This is a genomic window from Rubritalea sp. (assembly GCF_039830215.1).
GTDB lineage: Bacteria > Verrucomicrobiota > Verrucomicrobiia > Verrucomicrobiales > Akkermansiaceae > Rubritalea.
On the sequence record NZ_JBDOPO010000066.1, the window covers coordinates 1 to 22,141 of the forward strand.

Here is a 22,141-nt window from a genome sequence, read left to right on the forward strand (position 1 = left end):
TGGTAGGCTAGTAATCCAAATAGCATCGGTATGAAGTAGCTATTGAGTAGTAAATAACCTATGGCAGCAAAGCTAGTGCCGCAAATGATTCCGAGAAGGTGCATCTTTTTTGAAGATTTCATGTAAGTTGCTGCGATCTGACCTCCATCTAGCGGGAAGACTGGAAGCAGATTTACTAGGCTCCAGAAGAGGTTTACCCAGATGAACTGAATGAAAACGTGTGTTTTCATTGGTGTTTCCCTAATCAGTTGAAGGAGTTCTGGGTTGTTTGGTTCATACAGCCAGAGCGTAGAAGCCGTTAGCACAAGGTCTAGTCCGACTCGGTTGGTTGGCCAAAGCGCGATAGCTATGAGTGATACTAAGGCATAGAGCGCCAGTCCGGCTACTGGGCCAGCGGCTATCATTTTTGCCTTGGAAGATTGGTTGAAACGCGCTCCCTGTTGGTGAGCAAGTCCCCCAAATGCCCAGAGGCGTATCCAGCAAACGCCTCCGCCTAGCTTTCTGCCAACCAGTGCATGGCCTAATTCGTGAATGAGGATCGAGATGAAGACCACAACCATCCACACAGCAACAGGGAGCATGTTTCCCATTTGAAGGTAATGAAATCCATTTCCTAGAAAAAAGGAAGTGGCCCAGAACCATGGCTCTACAGTGATTGGAATCCCAAATAACTCAAACTTTAACATTGTAAAGGAGGAATTGTGTTATCCGTGAAGGAGGTTGTAGGCGCTGACGAGGGATTTGAGTCCTGCCATTTCGATGGATGGATCGACACCGCACCCCCAGAGAGTTTGGTTGCTCTCATTTGAGCGCAGCTGGATGTAGGCGGCGGAGTCTGAGTCTGAGCCCCCGCGGATAGCGTGGGAGCGGTAGTCCGTGAGGGTGAAGTCTTTTAGGCCAGCAGTTTCGAGCGCGTGAACGAGTGCGTTGATTGGACCGTTGCCTTCCCCGAAGATCTCTTTTTCCGTACCATCAATCATAATGCGGGCCTGGCAAGTGAGTTGACCAGCAGCTGTGGCGCTTTGCTCGAGTTGGTAATCGATGAGTTGGAGCGGCTGAGATATATTTACGAAGTGCTTAAAGAATGCCTCTCGGATTTCTTTAGCATTGAGTTCTTTGCTTTGAGAGTCAGCCAGGTCGTAAATCTTTTTACCTACCTGGGGGTGCATCGTTTTAGGTAGGTCAAAGCCGTGTTCACGGTCGAGTATGTATGCGACACCACCTTTTCCTGACTGTGAGTTAATCCGGATGATAGCTTCGTATGAGCGGCCGATGTCTTCAGGGTCGATGGTGAGATAGGGGACACCCCAGGTGAGATTGGGTTGGTCAGTGCGTTCTTGTTGGCGGCGATCGAGACCTTTTTTGATGGCGTCTTGGTGAGATCCTGAGAATGCTGTGAAAACTAATTCGCCGGCATAGGGTGAACGATCAGAGACGCTCATGCGCGTGACACGCTCGTACACTGCTCGAATTGATGAAAGATTGCTGAAGTCTAGGCCCGTTGGGATACCGTGAGAGTTCATGTTAAGGGCGACATTGACGATATCAAGGTTGCCAGTGCGTTCACCATTACCAAAGAGTGTGCCCTCCACACGGTCAGCTCCAGCCATGAGGCCGAGCTCAGTCGCTGCAGTTCCAGTTCCTCGGTCGTTGTGTGTGTGAAGAGATATAAGGAGTGATTCGCGACATGCGATAGTGCGACACATCCATTCGATCTGATCGGCGTGGATGTTGGGTGTTGCCCACTGGACTGTGTCCGGCAGGTTGATGATCATTTTATCCTGAGGAGTTGGCTCCCAGATATTGATGACGGCATTGCAGCACTCGACCGCGAAATCTAGTTCAGTGTCAGAGAAGGACTCTGGGGAATACTGGAGGATGATTTTCGTTTCGGGAATTGTTGGGGTGAGTTCTTTGACTAACTCAGCACCAGCTACGGCAATGTCGCGGATTTGTTCGCGTGAGGCGTCGCTAAAAGTGACGCGACGCTGGAGTGGGGAAGTGGAGTTGTATATGTGGACGATCGCTCGCTTGGCCCCCTTGATAGCTTCGAATGAACGTCGGATGAGATGTTCGCGAGTCTGGACGAGGATCTGGATAGTCACATCTGCTGGGATGCGATTTTCCTCGATCAAGCGTCGGCAAAAGTTGAACTCACTGTCAGCCGCTGACGGAAAGCCGATTTCAATTTGTTTGAAACCAATCTGGCAAAGAAGGTCGAAGAATTCGAGTTTTTCATCGATAGTCATCGGCTGGGGGAGTGCTTGGTTGCCATCGCGGAGGTCGACTGAGCACCAAACGGGAGCAGAGGAAATCTGTTGGTCAGGCCAGGTGCGGTCGGTCAACTTTACGGGGGGGAACGGGCGGTACTTGCTAATGTTGTCTAATTTCATGACAGTGCCACGGCATTGCCGCGTAGTGTGAGGTGTGTGTTTTACGTCTTAGGTAAATAATCTATATCCTAGATGTCCAATTTTTTAGACTGGTTTGCGGAAGCGGGCGCGTTCGATAACTTTGCCCTCGGCTTCCCATTGGATTTGGAAGTCGGTTTTCGGGTAGAAAAACGCGTCTTCAGGCCACTCGAGCCTCTCGAACTTATGGAAGGTATTTAGTTCATCTTCGGCCCATTCAAAGTATTCTGGGTGATCCGTTTTAAAGCAGAACTCACCACCGGGTTTGAGTGCTTTATAGAGAGCTTCGAGGAAGCCTTGCTGAATAAGGCGGTTCTTATGGTGCCGAGCCTTTGGCCATGGGTCAGGACAAAGTAAATGGACGCGATCAATTGAATTCTCGGGGAAGAGCCATTCGATTACGTATTTTGATTCGAGTCGAAGAACCTTACAGTTCTCGAGGTTCTCTTGCTTCGCTTTACGGCAAACGCGTTTCACGCGGCCGAGTAAACGTTCGACTCCAAGGAAGTTTCGGTCGGGGTGGTGAGCAGCCATGCCGATAATGAACGATCCATCGCCACTACCGAGGTCAAGCTCGAGTGGTTGTTCTTGGTCGAAAATTGTTGCGGGATCGAGTTTTGCGAAATAATCGTTCGGCATGAACTCACAATCCACTGGCTGGCGCTGCTCGGATTTCATCGCGGCATTCTGCTAAGAGAATTTCGGATATGCAAGGCTAGGAAAGGGGAATTTCTCATCTAAATCACAGAGTGTTTCCTTTGTTACGAAAAGTGACTGTCTTAGATGTTGTGGGTTCATGAGAAACTCTATTCTCCCAATTCTCTGCATTGTTTTGCTGTGAGCCATTTATTGATGGAGTGTTTGCCCTAGGTTAGTGGTCGTATCAACGGTTGCGCAGAGCTTGAAAGTTGTGCTAGCGTCTTGGCTGAGATGAATGAAAAACGGTGCTTATCTGCTGCTGAAGGATACTTGCAATTAGAAATGCCGGCTGAGGCGTTATTGGAGATTGCACAGCTCCCCGCGAGTGTGCGTCAAGGTGTGCATTCTTCTGAGCTAGAGCTTGCAGCACACATGATGCAGAAGCATTGGAGTCGCGGGGTCGATGTAGCCAGGCTCCTTTGTAAAATCAAGCCTACTAAGCGGGCATACTTTTTGCACGCTGCTTATTGTATGCATGAAACGGGCGATACCCTAGCGGCTAAGAGCTTTTTGATGAGTGGTCCGAAGAGTTTAGTTAAAGATGCTTTATTTCACTATAATATGGCATGTTATTCTGCAGTCTTGGGTGATAAAGATGAGGCCAGCCGTTATTTAGCACCAGCATTTGAGCTTGATCCAAAGTTGAAGATTACTGCATTGAATGACGATGATCTTAAGGGAGTCAGATTTTAGTGGAAATTTTTCCCGTGGGCTCATTGGGCGTGTGCAGCCTAGTTAGGCGTTTTTGTGTTTTTTTGAGAAATCGGCATAGAGTGATTGCCAAATGATCTTTGGCGATATATGCACCGCTGCAAGTAACTCGGCATGAAGCCGAAGCACGAAAGGACCATCCAATATGGCTACAGATCTATCAAAATACAGAAACATCGGAATCTTCGCGCACGTTGATGCGGGTAAGACCACTACAACTGAGCGTATCCTCTCTCTTACAGGTAAAATTCACAAAATCGGTGAGGTTCACGATGGTGAGTCTACTACTGACTTCATGGAGCAGGAGGCTGAGCGTGGTATCACAATCCAATCCGCTGCGACTACATGTTTCTGGGACGATCATCGTTTTAATATCATTGATACTCCAGGACACGTTGACTTCACTGTTGAAGTATACCGTTCCCTTAAAGTTCTCGATGGTGGTGTAGGTGTGTTCTGTGCTTCTGGAGGTGTTGAGCCTCAGTCTGAGACCAACTGGCGTTATGCCGATGAGTCAGGTGTCGCACGTGTTATCTATATTAACAAGCTCGACCGTACTGGTGGTGATTTCTACCGAGTGACTGAGCAGGTGAAGAATATCCTCGGGGCGACTCCTCTCGTGATGGTGCTTCCTATTGGCATCGAGAATGATTTCGTAGGTGTTTGCGATCTACTCACGCGCAAGGCGTGGGTGTGGGATGATTCGGGTAAGCCTGAAAATTACGAGCTTCAAGATATCCCTGCTGACATGGTAGACAAGGTGGAAGAGTATCGTGAGAAGCTCATTGAAACTGCTCTTGAGCAAGATGATGATCTGATGGAAGCTTACCTTGAGACAATGGAAGAGCCTTCACTTGAGGATATCAAGCGTTGTATTCGTAAGGGAACAATCGCTCTCGACTTTTTTCCGACTTACTGTGGTTCTTCTTTCAAGAACAAAGGTGTGCAGAACGTGCTCAATGCTGTTGTCGACTACCTACCTTCTCCAACTGAAGTTGATCCTCAGCCTGAAGTTGATCCAGAAGGTAACGAGACTGGTGAATTCGCTATCGTTTCTACTGATAAGCCGCTTCGAGCGCTTGCGTTCAAGATTATGGATGACAAGTTCGGTGCGCTCACATTCACACGTATCTATTCTGGTGTCCTCAAGAAGGGCGACACAGTTCTTAACACATTCACCGGTAAGACTGAGCGCGTAGGCCGTCTTGTGGAAATGCACGCTGATGATCGTACTGAGCTCGATTCAGCTCAGGCTGGTGACATCATTGCTCTCGTTGGTCTTAAAAATACACAAACTGGTCACACGCTTTGTGATCCTAAGTTTCCAGCGACTCTTGAGCCGATGGTGTTCCCAGATCCAGTTATCTCTATCGCAGTTAAGCCTGTTGATAACGCAAATGCTGAGAAGATGGGTGTGGCTATCGGTAAGATGGTTAAAGAAGATCCTACCTTCCTCGTTGAGACAGACGAAGAGACTGGTGAGACAATCCTCAAGGGTATGGGTGAGCTTCACCTCGATATTAAGGTGGATATTCTGAAGCGTACTCACAATGTAGAGGTGACTGTTGGGGCCCCACAGGTTGCTTACCGTGAGTCAATAACGAAGACTATCTCTGATTCATATACTCACAAGAAACAGTCCGGTGGTTCTGGTCAGTATGGTAAGATTGATTACACTATCGAGCCGGGTGAGGCTGGTACAGGCTTTGAATTTGAGTCAACAGTGGTTGGTGGTAATGTTCCTAAGGAATTCTTCCCAGCTATTGAGAAAGGCTTTAAGACGTCTATGGTTGCTGGTGTTCTCGCAGGATACCCAATGGAAGATGTTAAAGTTACTCTTACAGATGGTGGTTGTCATGCAGTTGACTCCTCCGCTGTAGCGTTCGAGATAGCAGCTAAGGCTGCGTACCGTGCGTCTATTCCGAAAGCGGGTCCTCAGATTCTTGAGCCAATCATGAAGCTCGATGTCTTCACTCCAGAAGAAAAAGTGGGTGATGTGATCGGTGATCTTAACCGTCGCCGTGGAATGATTCACTCACAGGAGACAACTCCATCTGGTGTTGTTCGCATTAAAGCTGAAGCTTCTCTCTCAGAAATGTTCGGCTATATTGGTGATCTTCGTACAATGACATCTGGTCGTGGTCAGTTCTCCATGGAGTTCTCTCACTACTCGGCTTGCCCTAAGAATATCTCCGAGAAGGTGATTGCGGAAGCTGCTGAGCGTAACGCTAAGTAATTTTTCTGAAATTAAGTTCTAAGGCGGTCAGCGGGTGTTCCTGCTGGCCGCTTTTTCTGTTAATGAGGTTGGGTTGATTTGACTGATGGTGTATTTACGTAGATCGATTATGTGGATTGTTTGACGGGTGCTATACGTGCTGTTGTGAGTGAGGCTGACCATGTGTGTACCGAGTGATGGGCTGCTGCTTTGTTGAGATGCTGGGTCATTCTTTTCTCCATGGGTAAAAAAAATGAGTAATCGTCGCTTTCTGCTTGCTGATTCGGTGTTTGTGCGTTACAGCCCCGTCTGGCTCGGTGTTTGATGTTCAAATATCAGTCAATCTGTAGCGCTTAAGCTAAGCTATTAAAAACAACCAGCTGACCCGCAAATTATGAAACCATCAATGCAAACATACTATCAGGAGAAGGTAGTGGCTGCGCTCAAAGAAGAGCTCGGTTGCGCGAACCCTCACCAGGTGCCTCGTTTGGAGAAGATTGTTGTGACCACTCACTGTGGCCGCGCAACTGATCGCAAGCAGGCTGTAGAAGACTCCGTTGAGGAGATCTCAAAAATCACAGGTCAAAAGCCTAGTGTGTCTTACGCACGTAAATCTGTAGCGAACTTCAAGGTTCGTGAAGGTGAAGCAGTGGGCGCACGTGTTACTCTTCGTGGAGCTAATATGTGGGAGTTCCTCGATCGCTTCATTCACATCACTGCTCCTAACATTCGTGACTTCCGCGGTATTTCACCAAAGAGTTTTGATGGTCAGGGTAACTACGCAGTTGGTATTGCAGATCAATCCATTTTCCCTGAGGTTGAACTCGACAAGATCAAGCGCCAGATCGGCTTTGACCTTATCTTCGTAACTTCAGCTACTACTGATGACGCAGGCCGCGCACTACTTCGTGCACTCGGTATGCCATTCCGCGAGAACAAGAAGGAAGCAGCAACTGCTTAATTCACATAACTAAACAATTTAAATAAAGGAATAATATTATGGCAGTTCTTAGTGACCCAATTTCCGATTTTCTTACTCGCCTGAAGAATGCTTCAGCAGCAGGTAACGAAACATTCACAGCTCCTTACAGCAAGATGAAGCAAGACGTCGCTCGCATCCTCGCTGAAGAAGGTTACATCTGGAAGGCTGAAGTCTCTGGTGAAGGTGTTGAAAAAATCATCACAGTGACAGTAAAGTACTCAGAGACAGGTAAAGCAGTTCTCACAAACGTTAAGCGTGTATCCAAACCTGGTCTCCGTCAGTATGTCGGAGCTAGTGAAGTTCCGCGAGTTCTTAATGGTCTAGGTATTTCAATCATATCAACATCCAAAGGGTTGTTGTCAGGATCAGCTGCTAAGAAGCAGAACGTAGGTGGTGAACATCTCGCTAATATCTGGTAGTCGCTAACTTTAACACTATTACATTATGTCAAGAGTAGGACTCAAATCAATCACGCTAGCCGATAAGGTTACAGTAACCGAGACAAATGGTCTCGTTGTTGTAGAAGGCCCTAAAGGTAAGCTCGACTTCCAACTTCCAGAGGGCATCGGCTTCTCTGCTGAAGGCAATGAGGTAACAATCACTCGTGCAAACGAAAGCAGCCAAGTACGTGCGCTCCACGGTACGGCGCGCAGCCTTGTTAATAACATGATCATCGGTGTGTCCACAGGGTACTCCAAAGATCTCGAGATCATCGGTGTTGGTTTCCGTGCAAAGTTAGCGGGCAAAGCCCTCGACCTTAGCCTAGGTAAATCTCACCCAATCCTCCACCCAATTCCAGAAGGTATCAAAGTCACTGTTGACGGTACTACTAAGTTGAAGGTTGAAGGTATTGATAAGCAGGCAGTAGGTCAGTTCGCGGCAGAAGTTCGCGCTTACTACAAGCCTGAGCCATACAAAGGTAAGGGTATTCGCTACGTTGGTGAGTACGTTCGTCGTAAGGCTGGTAAGTCTGTTGGTAAGTAATTTTGGCCAACAAATATTAATCTCAAACTGAATTCATACAATGAGCAAACTCAATCGTAAATCAGTACGCCAGCGCATTCACTTCCGTATCCGTAAGAAGGTAATTGGAACAGCTGAGCGTCCACGCCTCGCAGTCAACTACTCTAACCAGCACCTCTATGTGCAGGTGATTGATGACGAAACTGGCAATACACTCACAGCAGCATCATCCCTTGATAAGTCAATCGAAGCTGCGGCTTCAAACGTAGCTACTGCAGCTAAGGTCGGTGCTCTCATCGCTGAGCGCGCCAAAGAAAAGAACATCGAAGCTGTCGTTTTCGACCGCGGTGGTCATCTCTTCCATGGTAAAGTGAAAGCGCTTGCTGAATCAGCACGTGAAGCAGGCCTTAAATTCTAATCACCTATTAAAATGTCTGAAAATAAAGAAAACGCAGCAGCAACTCCAGTAGCATCTAGTGGCGCTCCTTCACAGGGTCGTGGTGGCCCAGGTGGTCGCGGTCAAGGCGGTCGTGGTGGCAAAGGCGGTCGTCGTGAGCGCCCCCAGCGTCAAGCTCCTCCAAAGCCAACTACCGATGACGGTGTTGAGCTAGTAGAAAAGGTTGTATTTATCAACCGATGCGCAAAAGTTGTTAAAGGTGGACGTCGATTCTCCTTCTCCGCTCTTATGGTATCCGGCACACATGAAGGTCGTGTTGGCGTAGGCTACGGTAAGGCTAACGAAGTTATCGACTGCATCAAGAAAGCTGCAGAGGATGCTAAGCGTCGCATTAAGCGTTACGCTATCGTTGATGGCACTATCCCGCACGAAGTGTACGCTGAGTTCGGTGGTGGTAAGGTTCTTCTTAAGCCCGCTTGCCCAGGTACTGGTGTGATCGCTGGTGGTGGTGTGCGTGCAGTCTGTGAAGCAGTCGGCATCCAGAACGTTCTTGGAAAATCTCTTGGCTCAAACAACCACGCAAACGTAGTAAAAGCTACTGTTGCTGCGCTTGCTCAACTCCGCACCCGTGATGATGTTCTTGGATCACGTGGTAAGCTTAAGTCAAAATCGCTCTAATTCAAATTGAGGTAGCCGTTCTATAACGGGCGGCTACTTTTTAACTATAGAAATTTAAGATAATGAATCTTCACACACTCACAACTAATCCTGGCTCAAAGCACAAGATCAAGCGTCTTGGTAAGGGTGAGAGCTCAGGTCAAGGTAAAACAGCAGGTAAGGGTCATAAGGGTCAAAAGGCTCGTTCAGGTTCTGGCGTTCGCGTTGGTTTCGAAGGTGGTCAAATGCCTATTCACCGTCGTCTACCTAAGCGCGGTTTCAACAACGTTCGTTTCGCTGACAAGGTTGTTGTGGTTAACACTGCTCACCTCCAGAAATTCTACGATGAAGGTGACACCGTAAACGAAGAGTCTCTTCGTGCAAAGGGCCTTGTAAAAGGCGCTTTCGATCAAATCAAAGTGCTCTCTAATGGTGAGCTCAGTAAGAAGCTTACAGTTTCAGTTGATGCGCTTAGTACCTCCGCAAAGGAGAAAATCGAGAAAGCTGGCGGCACTGTTGCTTAATGCAGCCTCGATAATCTAGGTGTTTCACATCTATTTTGAACTTTATGTGAGGAAGCGCTTGCGCGCTTCCTCACTTCTTTATATAGCCGCTCCAGAATTTAACTAAATTATGATTTCCGCATTTGCGAATACTTGGAAGGTAGCAGAGCTACGCGAACGCATCATTTACGTACTCGTGATGATCGTTATTGTCCGTCTTGGTGTCCATATCTCACTCCCCGGCGTTGACGCTGGTGTGATTGACCAACACATGAAGAATATTGCTGCTAAAGGCGGTAACGACAATGGCATGCTCGACACAATGGCAACTATCTTCTCGGGTGGTGGTCTGCAGAAACTTGGCCTCTTTGCGCTGGGCATTATGCCATACATCTCTGCGTCGATCCTGATGCAGCTCATGACGGCAGTGATGCCAAAGTTATCTAAGCTTTCGCGCGAAGACGGTGGTCGTCAGAAAATCAATCAGTACACGCGTTTCATTACTATTATCATCGCAGTTGTACAAGGCGGCTTCCTCGGACGTCAAATTTCGACAAACCCTGAGTCACTCCCATTCTTCAGCGGCATCAGCCAGGTAGGGGATTTGGTCCCTAATCCAGGTTTCAGCTTCATTGCTATTTTCACTCTAACGGTTGTGACTGGTACCCTACTCCTTATGTGGATCGGTGATCAGATGACTGAGAAAGGTATAGGTAACGGTACGTCGATCATTATTACGATCAACATCATCTCATCTCTGCCAACAGCCTTGGCCCTTCTCTGGAAGTCTCTCATTAGTGGTGGTACCCCAGCTGGAGCAGCTTTCGTTGTGTTCCTCTTTGCTTTCCTTATCTTCGTAGTGGCAGCAACAATTGCGATAACTCAGGCACAGCGCCGAATCGCAATCCAGTACGCCAAGCGTGTTGTGGGGCGCAAGCAATTCGGTGGTCAGACTCAGTATCTACCGCTCAAGTTAAACTACGCAAACGTGATGCCAATCATCTTCGCAACAGCGATTCTTGGAATACCGACAATGATCGCAAACCAGATGTTCCCTACTGCTGGCTGGGCTTTGAGTTTGAATAAGGTACTTTCATATGACAGCCCTTGGTATTATGTGATTGCAGGAGTCATGATTTTCTTCTTCTCCTACTTCTGGGTGGCAACAATGTTCCAACCATCAGAGATCTCTGAGAACCTCAAGCGTAGTGGTGGCTATATCCCGGGCATCCGCCCAGGTGAGCCAACAGCAAAGTTCCTCGATTTCACGATGACTCGTTTGACATTTGCTGGTGCGATCTTCCTTACCATCATTTTTGCTCTGCCGTTCGCAGTCTCACAGATGCCTAAACTCTTCTCTGCGGACCCATTAAATCAGATGATTACCGGCTTCTTCGGTGGTACTTCGCTTCTTATTATGGTGGGGGTTATTCTTGATATCATGCGCCAAGTTGAGACTCAACTACTCCAGCGTAACTACGATGGATTTCTCCGCCAGGGTAAGCTTAAAGGAGCTGTTGATCGCCGTAATAAGCAACTAGCAGCAAGAAGCAGCAACAATATGCTCTACTTAATTGTAATCGTTGCAGTGTTGTTCATCCTCGGTATTGTAGCTCTTTCAATGAAGTCATAGTAAGTTCTACCCAATAATTTCATCAATGGCCGCTAGGATTCTTACCTTGCGGCCATTTTTACTCACGGCTTAACTTGTTCACTTGTTGAGCTTACTCTCTTAAATTGATCAATCTCTTATGCACCGCATCGTTCTTATCGGCCCACCTGCTAGTGGTAAAGGCACTCAGTGTCGTCGGCTTCAAAACCTCCTCAATCTTCCTACATTGGGAACTGGCAAACTACTCCGCAAAGAGGTTGAGTTAGGAACCCAGCTAGGCCTTGAAGTCGAGTCTTACTTGAGCAGTGGCGCTTACGTTCCTGATGCTTTGATAATGGAGTTGGTTAAAAATTGGATGGCGAGGCACTCCGAATCTGGCTGGTTACTGGACGGTTTCCCTCGTACTTTGGCGCAAGCTGAGGCTTTAGAGGTGGACGTTTCTTTTCAGGCGCCCACTTTGGCAATTGCTCTGGAGGTTCCTCAGCATGAGCTAGAACAGAGAATAGCTAGTCGACGAGAGTGTGCTGATTGTGGAGCGACGGTGTCAGTTGGCCCTTCAAATGAGAAAAACTGCAAAGAATGCGGTGGGTTGCTAGAGTCGCGTGCCGACGACGACCTAGAGAATTTCCGGAGACGCTTTGCTAATTACAGTGAGCTTACTCAACCATTATTTGACTACTATGCAGCAAATGGGAAGCTTCTTACAATCAATGGTAGTGGGACATCTGATGAAGTATTTGCTGTCATCAACAATCATTTTCACCCTTCGGGCTAGTAGTCAGAGACCGTGCGACTAGTCATCCTCCAGATAGAGCAGAAGTCTCAAGGGTAGTCGAATGGCTAGTGACAGTATGGATTACTCGACTTCATATCCGAGCAATTAGTGGTAAGAGGCTACAACGAGAAAAATTCTGTGTAAATCTGTGTAATCTGTGGTTAAAGGAATACATCAAGTTCGCAGTAATCGTAGCATTTTTAGCGATAGCATCCTTTCCTCTCTGAGGACATCATAACAATCAACCAACATTTCCAATGGCTAAGCGCAAATTAAATAAGAATAGGATCCCAATCAAGTCACCTCAAGACATCAAAGAAATGCGTGTCGCTACGGAGACTGCGAGTGAGATCCTTCAGGCGACAGCAAAGTTTATCAAAGCAGGTAAGACTACAATGGAGGTGGATCTCTACGCAGCGGAGTTGATCAAAGAGCGCAATTGTATTTCTGCATTTCTTGGTTACCGAGGTTTTCCTGGCAACATCTGTATCTCGCCTAACGAGGAGGTGGTGCACGGAATCGGCTCCGACCGTGTGATAAAAGATGGTGACATCATCAGCATTGACGTCGGTGTGGTCAAAAATGGCTGGATAGGAGATAACGCAACAACAGTTCCCGTTGGTGATGTCGATAAAGAAGTGAGGCGTTTGCTGGCTGTGACTGAGCAGTCACTCTATGAGGCACTAGCTTTTGCTAAAGAGGGTGAATATCTCGCGGACCTTTGTGGTGCGGTTGCTGAGTATGTGAAGCCTTTCAATATGGGAGTAGTGAAGGAATTTGTTGGCCATGGAGTGGGTAAAGAGCTGCACGAAGAACCACAAGTGCCAAACTACCGTCCACTAGGGCGCAGTCCTCGCCTAAAAGAAGGCATGGTTTTGGCTGTCGAGCCAATGATCAATGCTGGTACACCACGCGTAAAAGTGCTGAGCGACGGCTGGACGGTTATCACGGGTGACAAGAAGTATTCGGCTCATTTCGAGCACACCGTGTGTGTCGGGAAAAATGGCCCAGACATTCTCACAGCTCGTCCACGTGAGGCCACACCAGAGCTTCTAGGGATCACTTTATAGGTGCCTTTTTCTGTGGCCGATGGGGTGAGGTTGGAATTGTTGTTTTTGCATGTTGTCTACTCACTCCACACTATTATAGACTATTTCTTGTGAAGCAAATGAAGAGAGCTCAAAACGCATTTCCGTCATTATTACGATGGGGACCGCTGGGTTTTCTTTTTATGTTTGCGGCAAGCTTACTCGCGCAGACTCGGTTGGTGAGTAACGAGGTGGAGCCAGCGCCAGAGTTGAATGCTCCAGTCAAGCGATCCGCTGATTTAGCGGCGATACAGACGCGGCCGGATGCTAGGACGATGACTTTATCTATTCCGGGACTCCGTGGGCAAATTTTAGATCGCTATGGAAATCCATTAGCACAAAATAAGGTAGTTTGGTATCCTGCGATACAGTTTCAGCAATTTGAGAATGCTGACCGGAATTTCGTGGTGGCATGGGGCCGTGAAAGAATTGAGAAGGCCAATGAGATTTTTGGCATTAATTGGACAGTTGGAGATGACGCGCTTTGGGAGCATTATCGTCACCGTCGGTGGCTAGCCATGCCATTCACGCATGTGGTTGAATCTGAGCGAAAAGCCCTGCTAGAGCCACAGTTGATTGATGGCCTAGTTCTGCATCCAATTTACCAGCGCTATTACCCACAGGGGGAGATGGCTGCTCACTTGATTGGCTATGTCGGTTCCAAAGGTAAACTCGAAAAAGGGCCAATCAATTACGGAGATCCAATTTTTGAATTCACTGAAGGTCGGGCTGGCTTTGAGAAGTTATATGACGAGCAACTCACAGGAGTACCAGGTCTTAGAAAGTTGCAATTCAATTCTTCTGGTGAGGAGGTCTTGCGTGAAAATAAACGTGCACCTCAGCAAGGGGGGACCGTTGTGACTACGATCGATCTTGAGTGGCAGAAGCGGGCTGAAGAGGTTTTGGCTAAACATGCTCACAAAGGCGCACTAGTTATCATTGATGTGCGTACTGGTGAGCTCGTGGCGATGGCATCTAGGCCGTCCTATGATCTGAATACATTTGTGCCATTTATTACGTCAAAAGATTATACTGCTCTGCGTGAAAATCCTGACGCGCCGTTGTTTGCCCGATCCTATCAGGCTGAATATCCACCAGCCTCAACATTTAAAGCGGTAGTCGCACTTTCAGCTCTTCAGAATGGAGTTTTAGACCGCTACACTCAGATCAATACACCGGCGTTCGTTCAACTAGGAAAACATCAGATGTGGAACTGGTCGAAAAAGCCAGAGGGATTGATGAATGTGGTGAAAGCTCTTTATCGTTCAAATAACCCATTCTTTATCCAAGTGGGTATAGCCACACGACCGCAAAATATTATACATACAGCAAAGCAACTGGGGTACGGTAGCAAGACTGGTCTTCCGTTGGTTGGTGAAAAACCTGGATTATTGCCAAATGATACCTATATGAGCAAGTATCATAAGCGCCGAATGACTGATGGAGACACAGCTAACATGTCCATCGGTCAGGGAGTGCTTCTTGCTACTCCGTTGCAGGTGGCACAAGGTATGGCTGGTATAGCTAATGGTGGGCGATTGCCGAAACTCCAGCTAGTGCGCCAAGTGCAAGACCCAAACGGACGGATTATTTCCTATAATCGTGCTGAGCCCCGGCAGCTCATGAATATGAGAGCTAGTGATGTGTCGCTTGTGCAAGAAGGTCTGATGAAGGTAGTCAACAATCCAGCTGGAACGGGTAAGCGGGCGGCTTTGACTTACACGATTGTTTGTGGAAAGACTGGAACCGCACAGTGGGGGCCTGAGGATAAAAAGCAATACCTCGGTTGGTTCACAGGTTTTTTCCCTTTGGATAACCCCAAGTATGCCTTTGCAATGGTGTATGAAGGTCGACCCGGGGAGAAGGTGGGTGGTGGAAGTAAAGCGGCTCCGATGGTGGCAAGTTTTTTCGAACCGATTAAAGAGGATGTCATGTTCCGCGTGAATCCGCCAGTGAGAGCGACGGTTGTTGTGGAAGATGAGCCGCAAGCGGTTCCTGATGATCTTGGTGTGCCAGGTCGCGCGATGATTATTGATGAGGTGGCGGATCTTCCAGAAGCCCCGCCTGCGCCAAGAGCTGTGCTTGTGGAGGAAGAGGATGTCGAGGTTCCAAATCCGGCTCCACGTGCTGTGCCCGTTGAAGAAGAAGTGGATGTTCCCGACTTGCGACCATTGCCTGAAGGGCTCATCGATCGACCAGCTGGTGAAACGGCCGGCCCCAGGGTGCTGATTATTGAAGAATACAACTGATTAGTTCTTATTCGGCACTGATCGATTTATAGAGTGGGCAGTTGCTTAGCTTTATCTCCGCGCCTTCTCTGTAGTTCTCTAAAATGCTGCGCGAGCGCTTAGCTAGCATCCGGCGCACTTCACGGCGTTTTCCTTTTTCACGAGGGATAGACATGTCGTCATAAGCTGTTGTTTGGTGGCGCATCCACGCTATCACAGCTGACTCCGCTCGTTGTTCTATGGGAATGCGCTGTGTGCGCGCCACTGTGCCGCTACCAACTGGGACGGCGTGTTCGGTAACGAGCTTTGCAATTCGGTCCTCCAATTCGTCGTACTGAAAAGCAAAATTTAGGAACTGTTGCACGGCTGAGGTGAATTCTAACACGTAGCGTTCTTGTTCTTTGGCGCGTCGAACTCTGCCAGCAACTATTTTTCTTTGGTAGGATGGGTCCTTGCGTTCTTGGATGAGAATTTCTCGTAGAGTTTTGATGCGGTGGGCAGGAGCCCAAATTCCACGGGAAAAGAGCTTCCTTCCCTTGGTTTCCTTGACAGTCCAGCTCGGACCGTCTTTTTTGATACGGCGTGATAGAGCAGCATCTCCAGGAGGTAGAAGATCCCATCCGCATGGGATTTTGAGTTGTTTGCCCTCAAGGCTGATGACGTGACCAGCTAGTTTACTGGTGCGTACCTCTAGTGTCTCTTGTGACATGAGTCCTCTGGAGCTTTATGCGTCAGCAGTTTCTAAAGCGAGGACGGCACAGCCGATAATTCCAGCTTCGTTGGAGAACTTTGCTGGAATGATTTTTAGGTGGTCGCTAAATGGTGGGCTGAGTTGGGCTGCAACATGTTTACGCAATGGTTCAAAAAGTGTGTTGCCTGCTTTGCTGATACCACCGCCAATGACGAAAGCTTCAGGATTGAGTAACCAACAGCAATTCGCCAAGGTGCATGAGAGTTTACGAGCGAAATCGTCCCAGCATGCAAGTGCCACATCACAGCCTGCTGTAGCTGCTGCATCGAGCGCGGCAGGTGTGCAGTCGTCTATGCATTTTTCGATTCCAGCTTCAAGGTAGGCTCGTTGCGCATCGATAGCGAATTCGTTATTTCCGATGTAGTCCTCTAGGGCGCCAGGGTTATTGTAAGCTCCAACTCTGCCGTTGTAGTTGATGGATGACTGGCCTAGCTCACCAGCGACGAATTTTGAGCCGTGTACAAGTTGGTTGTTCACGATGACAGCACCGCCCACACCTGTTCCGAGTGTGAGGCATACCACGTGCTGGAGGCCAGCGGCAGCTCCGAGCTTCCATTCTGCTATGCCCATGGCGTTTGCGTCATTTTCTACAACGCATGGAAGTCCTGTTTTTTCCGAGAGTAAGTCACGTAGTGGGATATCTACCCAGCCTGGGACATTTGTGAGGTTGTGAATACGGCCGGTAGGGGCGTCAACAAATCCTGGTACGCCGCAACCAACAGCTTTGATGTCAGAGTGTTCTTCTCTGAGTTGGTTGATTTGGTTAGCGATAGTTTGAATGAGTTCAGTCGGCACTGGGTGGTCTTTAGGGATGATGACGGGTGCTTCATCTATGATTTGCTTGCCGAGAATCACTCCCATTTTGATTGATGTGCCGCCAAAATCGATGCCAATTGCTTTATCTGTAAATTCCATGCTGATTGAATGTAGTACTTTAAAATTGTAGTGAGGCCGTTATGCGGATACCTTCAAGTGTTAGTGTGGGGGAGACGTGGTCAATTTCAGGGAGGCCGCGTGCTATGAGTTCAGCATCACCACCAGTAGCTACGATGATGGGCTTTTCTGTCATTTCGGCACTAACTTTGTGTATAATTTCTTTAATTAGCCCGCGGTAGCCGAAAATGGCACCAGCTAACATAGCTTCAGTGGTGGATTTACCAATCGCGTTGGCGGGCTCGCTTAGTTCGATTTTAGGCAACAAAGCTGTGCGTTTAGCTAGGTTTTCTGTCATTGACGCTAAACCTGGTGCTATCACGCCTCCTAGGTAGGTTGCGTTTGGGCCTACAGCGTCAAAGGTGACTGCTGTGCCGAAATCGATAACTATTGCAGGGCAACCATGGAGGTGGTGGACACCAGCTGCGTTTGCTAGGCGGTCTGCTCCGATTTGCTCGGGTTTTGGGTAGTCGATGTGAATTCCCATGTTTGTTTGATAGCCTAGTTGGTGAAAGGGGAGAGAGCTAAAATACTCTGCCATTAAGGCTGCTTTTTCCGGCACAACAGAGCAGAGCATCACGGCGTCGAAAGATTGATCGGCCAGGATTTGGTCTAGTACTATGGGGCAGATCTCCTTTGTTGCTACTCTAGTCAACCAATTACTAAGCCCATCTGCGTTGCCGATGGTGAATTTGGTTCGAGTATTCGAGTTGTCGATTAGGAGATGACGCATTTTCTAAATGATTGTTATGAGCAATTGCCATGCTAGCGACCATTAGACAAGTCAATATCCTTTGATGTTGAAGTAAGTGGATAATAAAGAAAAAGGGGAGAGGCGTTGGCCTCTCCCCTTTGTGGTGATAATAAATCTCTGAGCTAATTAGTTAGCTGAGTCGTTGTAGGCTGGTACACCGTGCTCTGCTACGTCGAGACCTTCGTGTTCCTCTTGATCTTCAACACGCACACCCATCACTAGCTTGATGGCATAGAATGTGATGTAGGAGAAGGCGAAGGCAAAGGCTGCAATAGATGCTGTGCCGAGAAGTTGAACTGTAAAGTGCGATCCTGCGTCAGGAAGACATAGGAATGGGATGCCTACTGCGAGTGTGCCCCATACGCCGACAACACCGTGAACAGAGATAGCTCCAACTGGATCGTCGATCTTGATTTTATCAAAGAACATAACAGCAACTACTACGAGTGCGCCACCGATGCCACCAGCAATGGATGAACCGAGAAGTGAGAATTGGTCCGCACCAGCTGTGATTCCAACTAGTCCTGCGAGGATGCCGTTAAGCGCCATCGAGAGGTCTGGCTTTTTAGTGATTACCCATGAAACTAGAATGGCGATTAGTCCGCCAGATGCTGCACCGAGCGCTGTTGTAACTGCTACATATGAAATGCCTGCTGGGTCTGCTGAGAGTACAGATCCACAGTTAAAGCCGAACCAGCCGAACCAGAGGAGAAGAGCTCCAATGTTAGCAAGAGGTAAGTTGGATGGGAGGATTGGCTTGACGCCATTCTTAGTGTACTTGCCAACACGTGGGCCGAGAATCAGAACACAAGCAAGTGCAGCAAATCCACCAAATGCGTGAACTACTGAAGATCCAGCGAAATCGTAGAAGCCTGCAGCGTCGAGCCAGCCTTCACCCCACTTCCAGCCACCAGTGATTGGGTAGGCGAAACCGACGATTAGAACAGCGAAGATCATGAATGAGCTAAGCTTAACCCGCTCTGCAACTGCACCAGAAACGATAGTTGCAGCTGTTGCAGCGAACATTGCCTGGAAGATGAAGTCAGCCCATCCTGTTTGGCAGAGAGCTGTGCCGCCATAAGAGAGATCATTTCCTTCATTGCCAGCCATTGAGAGTGGGCCGCCAATCGCGAAGATGCTATCAACTGTCCAGTTGCCAAGAGGGTACATCGCATTGAAGCCCCATACTGCATAGAGAAGAAGTCCAGAGCAGATGATGAAGACGTTTTTGAAGAGAATATTGACAGTGTTCTTGCGTTGGCACATGCCTGACTCAATGGATGCGAATCCAAGGTGCATAATGAATACTAGGAATGCGCAGAGTAGAACCCAAACGGTAGAAAGACCGAAAAATGGTGAATCTTCATAACGATCATAATAGCCTTCAGCAGCTGAAATCTGCTCTGCAGTAAGGCTGTCTGGAGTACCACCAAACTGCATGTATTTGTAGATGTCTTTACCAATGATGTCTAAAGATCCCTCGCTGTAGTCAGCGTGCTCAGGATCTAGCATTTCGGAGGTGATCTGGAATTCCTCAGCCTTCGGGTCGATAATTTCAGCGTTTACAGTTGTGTTGAGCGCTAGTAGCGACATGACCGCTGCCAGAATCAAAGAGAACGAGTAGTTTAGTTTAGTCTTCATTAAGATAATTGTTTATTATGAACAATGGGATTGTAGCATCTACTGTGCCAACTATTGGTGTAGCTAAATATATTTTTTTTGATGAATTAAATTCATTGTTTTGTTAAGCCCTATGCCATGGAAAAACAATCCACATTGAAAAGGGTAGTACTGACAGTAGCTGCGGTATTGGGGAGCTCATTACTGGGCTATGGTCAAGAGACTGGGGGAGCGAGTATTGACACTGGCGATACAGCGTGGATGCTGACTGCCACTTTGTTGGTTCTTTTGATGTGCTTACCTGGCCTTGCTCTTTTTTATGGAGGTCTGGTTCGCTCTAAGAATGTGTTAAGTATCTTCGTCCAATGTTTCGCGATGGCCGGTGTGATGTCACTGCTATGGGTTGCACTTGGCTACTCTGTTGCAGCAGGCTCGGGTGATGGGAGTAATGCTTATTTTGGATGGGATAGCAATTTTCTCTTCCTAAAGCACATAAATGAGGGGCTGATAATGGAGGGAGGCACTATTCCTGAGAGCGTCTGGGTTACGTTTCAGATGACGTTTATAATAATAAGCCCTGCTATTATAGTAGGAGCTTTCGCTGAGCGTATGAAGTTTAGCGCAGTGCTGATCTTTACTGTCTTATGGACAGTCTTGTCCTATTTACCGATGTGGCACATGGTTTGGGGTGGAGGACTCTTTAATGGAGGTGATGAAGGGAACTGGCTAATGGGGGCGCATCAGCACGCGCTCGACTTTGCCGGAGGAAATGTGGTGCATATCAATGCTGGTATTGCTGGTCTCGTGGCTTGTTTATTTGTCGGTAATCGTAAGGGGTTCCCCGGGCCGACATTGGTACCGCACAATGTTCCTTTCGTTTTGATTGGTGCCGCTCTGCTTTGGGTTGGCTGGTTTGGTTTCAATGCAGGTTCGGCAGGCGGAGCCAATGGAAGTGCTGGTATGGCTATGCTAACTACTCAGATAGCAACAGCAGCAGCGCTGGTTGTTTGGATGGGTATTGAATGGTTGGTTTCTAAGAAGCCTACAGCAGTTGGTGCAGCGACTGGTGCCGTTGCAGGTTTGGTTGCTATTACTCCTGCCGCGGGTTCCACTGATATAATGGGAGCTATGGCTATTGGTGCCATTTCTTCGATCGTCTGCTATCTAGCGGCCACGAAGCTTAAGCATAAGTTTAACTACGATGATAGTCTCGATGTATTTGGGGTGCACGGAGTCGGTGGTATTGTGGGGGCACTTCTAACAGGTGTATTTATTCGTGAAGGTTTTGATGGTCCCGTTGGAGGCTGCATGCAGCTTTGGGTTCAAGCTAAGAGCGTGATTATCACGGCAGGGTGGAGTGCTGTGGCAGCCAGCATAGCTCTGACTGTTGCAAAATTTTTATGCCGAGGCTTACGTGTTGATGAAGACGTAGAACATGGTGGTTTGGACCTCTCTGATCACGGTGAAGAAGCTTACGGCTCAGATAGTTAAGGGCTTGATTTAATTGATCGGAATAATCATGCTATCTTAATGACATCGGCTCTCTCCCTTGGGAAGTCTGGGAAGTTTTAAAAAAGAAATATGACAAAATTGTTATTTTTTTGTTTTACCTCACAATCTGATGTGCTAACAAACAACCGTTATGAATAACAAAATTACATTATCCCTACTCGGTGGTGCACTTGTTTCTGGTTCTGCATTTGCAGGCGAAGTAGTCGCTCCACTCGTTGAAGTATCTCCTTCATACGAAGCTGACGTCACAGTCGGCGCACACTCAGACTACATCTTCCGTGGTGCACGTCTCGGTACTGATCTAGTTGATTCAGCAGTCAACGTATCCAAGTCAGCTTGGGGTCTCGACTTCACAGCAGGCGCTTGGTACGGTTCTTTCGTAAACGACGGCGATAATATTGACGAGCTTGACCTTACATTCGGTGTGAGCAAAGACTTCGGATTCGCTCGTTTCAACACTGGTTATATTCACTACAATGCTGACAGCGGCACTGCTAACGAAGAGCTCGCAGAAGTGTACGTTGGATTCAGCAAAGACCTTTGCTACGGGTTGAGCTCTAGCCTCACTTACTTCATCGACGCTTCAGGTGAGCTTTCATCAGATGAAGGTGACAACAACGGTTACTCCGAGCTTTCACTCGCTAAGTCAGACCTCTTCCTTGAAGGTCTCACACTCAGCAACGACCTTGGTTATCTTGTAGAAAAAGGTCAGCTTAGCCACAACACAACCACACTTGGTTACGATTACTCTCTCTCTGAGAACGCAACAATCACACCATACATCGCTTACACTTGGGAGCTTGACGCTCTTGAAGAGCACGCATCATTCACAGAACGTGAGCAGAACCGTTTCTACGGTGGTGTAGCTCTTACAGTTAGCTTCTAATATAAGTTAATTAGTACACACTAATTTATGCGGGTAAGACTTCGGTCTTGCCCGTATTTTTTACACTTAAAAGCCGCAACGAAGGGCAATCGTCGCGGCTTTTGCTTTAGAGGGGTGTATGGCGAGGCTAGGCCATCATGATGCCCTTACGAGAGGGATTCTTGGCTGCATCTAGCAGTAAATTTGTGTGCTCGAGCCAAGCGCGTCGATCGGCTTCGTTCAGTGCATCGGTCATGCTCATGCCGCTCTTGAATAGTAACTTGTATGCACTTTTGATGTCTTTACGCTGCTCTGGGGTGAGAGCAGCACGGCGCAAGCCAATGTTGTTGAGGCCGGCCAGATTATTTTGACCATGAGCCATGCAGTAGGGGGGGATGTCTTTGGTGATGGCGGCATTGCCTTGGCAGATAGCATAGTCGCCGATCTTGATAAACTGGTGGAAAC

Annotated in this window: 21 protein-coding genes and 1 pseudogene; 14 read left to right on the forward strand and 8 right to left on the reverse strand. The window is 48.0% G+C overall.

The window, feature by feature from the left end:
- From ABGY95_RS01825 to trmB, 3 genes are all read right to left on the reverse strand, one after another.
- Positions 1-686 (reverse strand): site-2 protease family protein (locus ABGY95_RS01825; protein WP_347439971.1); only part of this gene is annotated, 686 nt, incomplete at its 3' end.
- 18 nt (positions 687-704) lie between these two features.
- The gene (leuA, locus tag ABGY95_RS01830) at positions 705-2,393 is read right to left on the reverse strand and encodes a 2-isopropylmalate synthase (protein ID WP_347439972.1); all 1,689 of its coding nucleotides are present in this window, start codon (positions 2,391-2,393) and stop codon (positions 705-707) included.
- An 84-nt stretch (positions 2,394-2,477) separates the two neighbouring features.
- A complete protein-coding gene (trmB, locus tag ABGY95_RS01835; protein WP_347439973.1) occupies positions 2,478-3,089 on the reverse strand; it encodes a tRNA (guanosine(46)-N7)-methyltransferase TrmB in 612 nt (203 codons plus the stop codon).
- A 243-nt stretch (positions 3,090-3,332) separates the two neighbouring features.
- On the opposite strand from trmB, the gene ABGY95_RS01840 reads away from it, so the two are divergent.
- The 12 genes from ABGY95_RS01840 to ABGY95_RS01895 all read left to right on the forward strand — a co-directional run bounded on the left by ABGY95_RS01840 (position 3,333) and on the right by ABGY95_RS01895 (position 15,262).
- Positions 3,333-3,803, forward strand: coding sequence for a hypothetical protein (locus tag ABGY95_RS01840; RefSeq protein ID WP_347439974.1), 471 nt, complete (start codon positions 3,333-3,335; stop codon positions 3,801-3,803).
- A 163-nt stretch (positions 3,804-3,966) separates the two neighbouring features.
- A complete protein-coding gene (gene fusA, locus ABGY95_RS01845; protein ID WP_347439975.1) occupies positions 3,967-6,057 on the forward strand; it encodes an elongation factor G in 2,091 nt (696 codons plus the stop codon).
- Between the two features lie 373 nt (positions 6,058-6,430).
- Complete coding sequence (gene rplE, locus ABGY95_RS01850; protein ID WP_347439976.1) at positions 6,431-6,997, forward strand: 50S ribosomal protein L5; 567 nt, start codon at positions 6,431-6,433, stop codon at positions 6,995-6,997.
- A 38-nt stretch (positions 6,998-7,035) separates the two neighbouring features.
- Positions 7,036-7,437 (forward strand): 30S ribosomal protein S8, encoded by a 402-nt coding sequence (gene rpsH / locus ABGY95_RS01855; RefSeq protein ID WP_347439977.1) that lies wholly within the window; start codon positions 7,036-7,038, stop codon positions 7,435-7,437.
- Positions 7,438-7,462: 25 nt separating this feature from the next.
- Positions 7,463-8,002 (forward strand): 50S ribosomal protein L6, encoded by a 540-nt coding sequence (gene rplF, locus ABGY95_RS01860; protein ID WP_347439978.1) that lies wholly within the window; start codon positions 7,463-7,465, stop codon positions 8,000-8,002.
- Between the two features lie 40 nt (positions 8,003-8,042).
- A complete protein-coding gene (rplR, locus tag ABGY95_RS01865) occupies positions 8,043-8,399 on the forward strand; it encodes a 50S ribosomal protein L18 (protein WP_347439979.1) in 357 nt (118 codons plus the stop codon).
- Between the two features lie 12 nt (positions 8,400-8,411).
- Positions 8,412-9,056 (forward strand): 30S ribosomal protein S5, encoded by a 645-nt coding sequence (gene rpsE / locus ABGY95_RS01870; protein WP_347439980.1) that lies wholly within the window; start codon positions 8,412-8,414, stop codon positions 9,054-9,056.
- Positions 9,057-9,118: 62 nt separating this feature from the next.
- Positions 9,119-9,559, forward strand: a complete 441-nt coding sequence (gene rplO / locus ABGY95_RS01875; RefSeq protein ID WP_347439981.1) for a 50S ribosomal protein L15 — start codon at positions 9,119-9,121, stop codon at positions 9,557-9,559.
- 109 nt (positions 9,560-9,668) lie between these two features.
- Complete coding sequence (gene secY / locus ABGY95_RS01880) at positions 9,669-11,171, forward strand: preprotein translocase subunit SecY (protein WP_347439982.1); 1,503 nt, start codon at positions 9,669-9,671, stop codon at positions 11,169-11,171.
- 118 nt (positions 11,172-11,289) lie between these two features.
- The gene (locus ABGY95_RS01885) at positions 11,290-11,925 is read left to right on the forward strand and encodes a nucleoside monophosphate kinase (protein ID WP_347439983.1); all 636 of its coding nucleotides are present in this window, start codon (positions 11,290-11,292) and stop codon (positions 11,923-11,925) included.
- 257 nt (positions 11,926-12,182) lie between these two features.
- Positions 12,183-12,995, forward strand: coding sequence for a type I methionyl aminopeptidase (map, locus tag ABGY95_RS01890; RefSeq protein WP_347439984.1), 813 nt, complete (start codon positions 12,183-12,185; stop codon positions 12,993-12,995).
- 98 nt (positions 12,996-13,093) lie between these two features.
- A complete protein-coding gene (locus ABGY95_RS01895) occupies positions 13,094-15,262 on the forward strand; it encodes a penicillin-binding transpeptidase domain-containing protein (protein WP_347439985.1) in 2,169 nt (722 codons plus the stop codon).
- A gap of 7 nt (positions 15,263-15,269) precedes the next feature.
- Here ABGY95_RS01895 and ABGY95_RS01900 read toward each other — a convergent pair whose 3' ends face one another.
- The 4 genes from ABGY95_RS01900 to amt form a co-directional block, all read right to left on the reverse strand.
- Complete coding sequence (locus ABGY95_RS01900) at positions 15,270-15,950, reverse strand: DUF2293 domain-containing protein (protein WP_347439986.1); 681 nt, start codon at positions 15,948-15,950, stop codon at positions 15,270-15,272.
- Between the two features lie 15 nt (positions 15,951-15,965).
- Positions 15,966-16,907 (reverse strand): ROK family protein, encoded by a 942-nt coding sequence (locus tag ABGY95_RS01905; protein WP_347439987.1) that lies wholly within the window; start codon positions 16,905-16,907, stop codon positions 15,966-15,968.
- Between the two features lie 19 nt (positions 16,908-16,926).
- The gene (locus ABGY95_RS01910) at positions 16,927-17,658 is read right to left on the reverse strand and encodes a type III pantothenate kinase (RefSeq protein ID WP_347439988.1); all 732 of its coding nucleotides are present in this window, start codon (positions 17,656-17,658) and stop codon (positions 16,927-16,929) included.
- A 147-nt stretch (positions 17,659-17,805) separates the two neighbouring features.
- Entirely contained in the window at positions 17,806-19,320 is a 1,515-nt protein-coding gene (gene amt, locus ABGY95_RS01915) for an ammonium transporter (RefSeq protein ID WP_347439989.1), read from the reverse strand.
- A 117-nt stretch (positions 19,321-19,437) separates the two neighbouring features.
- On the opposite strand from amt, the gene ABGY95_RS01920 reads away from it, so the two are divergent.
- Both ABGY95_RS01920 and ABGY95_RS01925 read left to right on the forward strand, forming a co-directional pair.
- On the forward strand, positions 19,438-20,790 hold the full coding sequence (locus tag ABGY95_RS01920; RefSeq protein ID WP_347439990.1) for an ammonium transporter: 1,353 nt from the start codon (positions 19,438-19,440) through the stop codon (positions 20,788-20,790).
- A 151-nt stretch (positions 20,791-20,941) separates the two neighbouring features.
- The gene (locus ABGY95_RS01925; protein ID WP_347439991.1) at positions 20,942-21,697 is read left to right on the forward strand and encodes a hypothetical protein; all 756 of its coding nucleotides are present in this window, start codon (positions 20,942-20,944) and stop codon (positions 21,695-21,697) included.
- Positions 21,698-21,824: 127 nt separating this feature from the next.
- On the opposite strand, the pseudogene ABGY95_RS01930 reads toward ABGY95_RS01925, so the two are convergent.
- Positions 21,825-22,141, reverse strand: a pseudogene (locus tag ABGY95_RS01930) (acyl-ACP--UDP-N-acetylglucosamine O-acyltransferase); the annotation flags it as partial.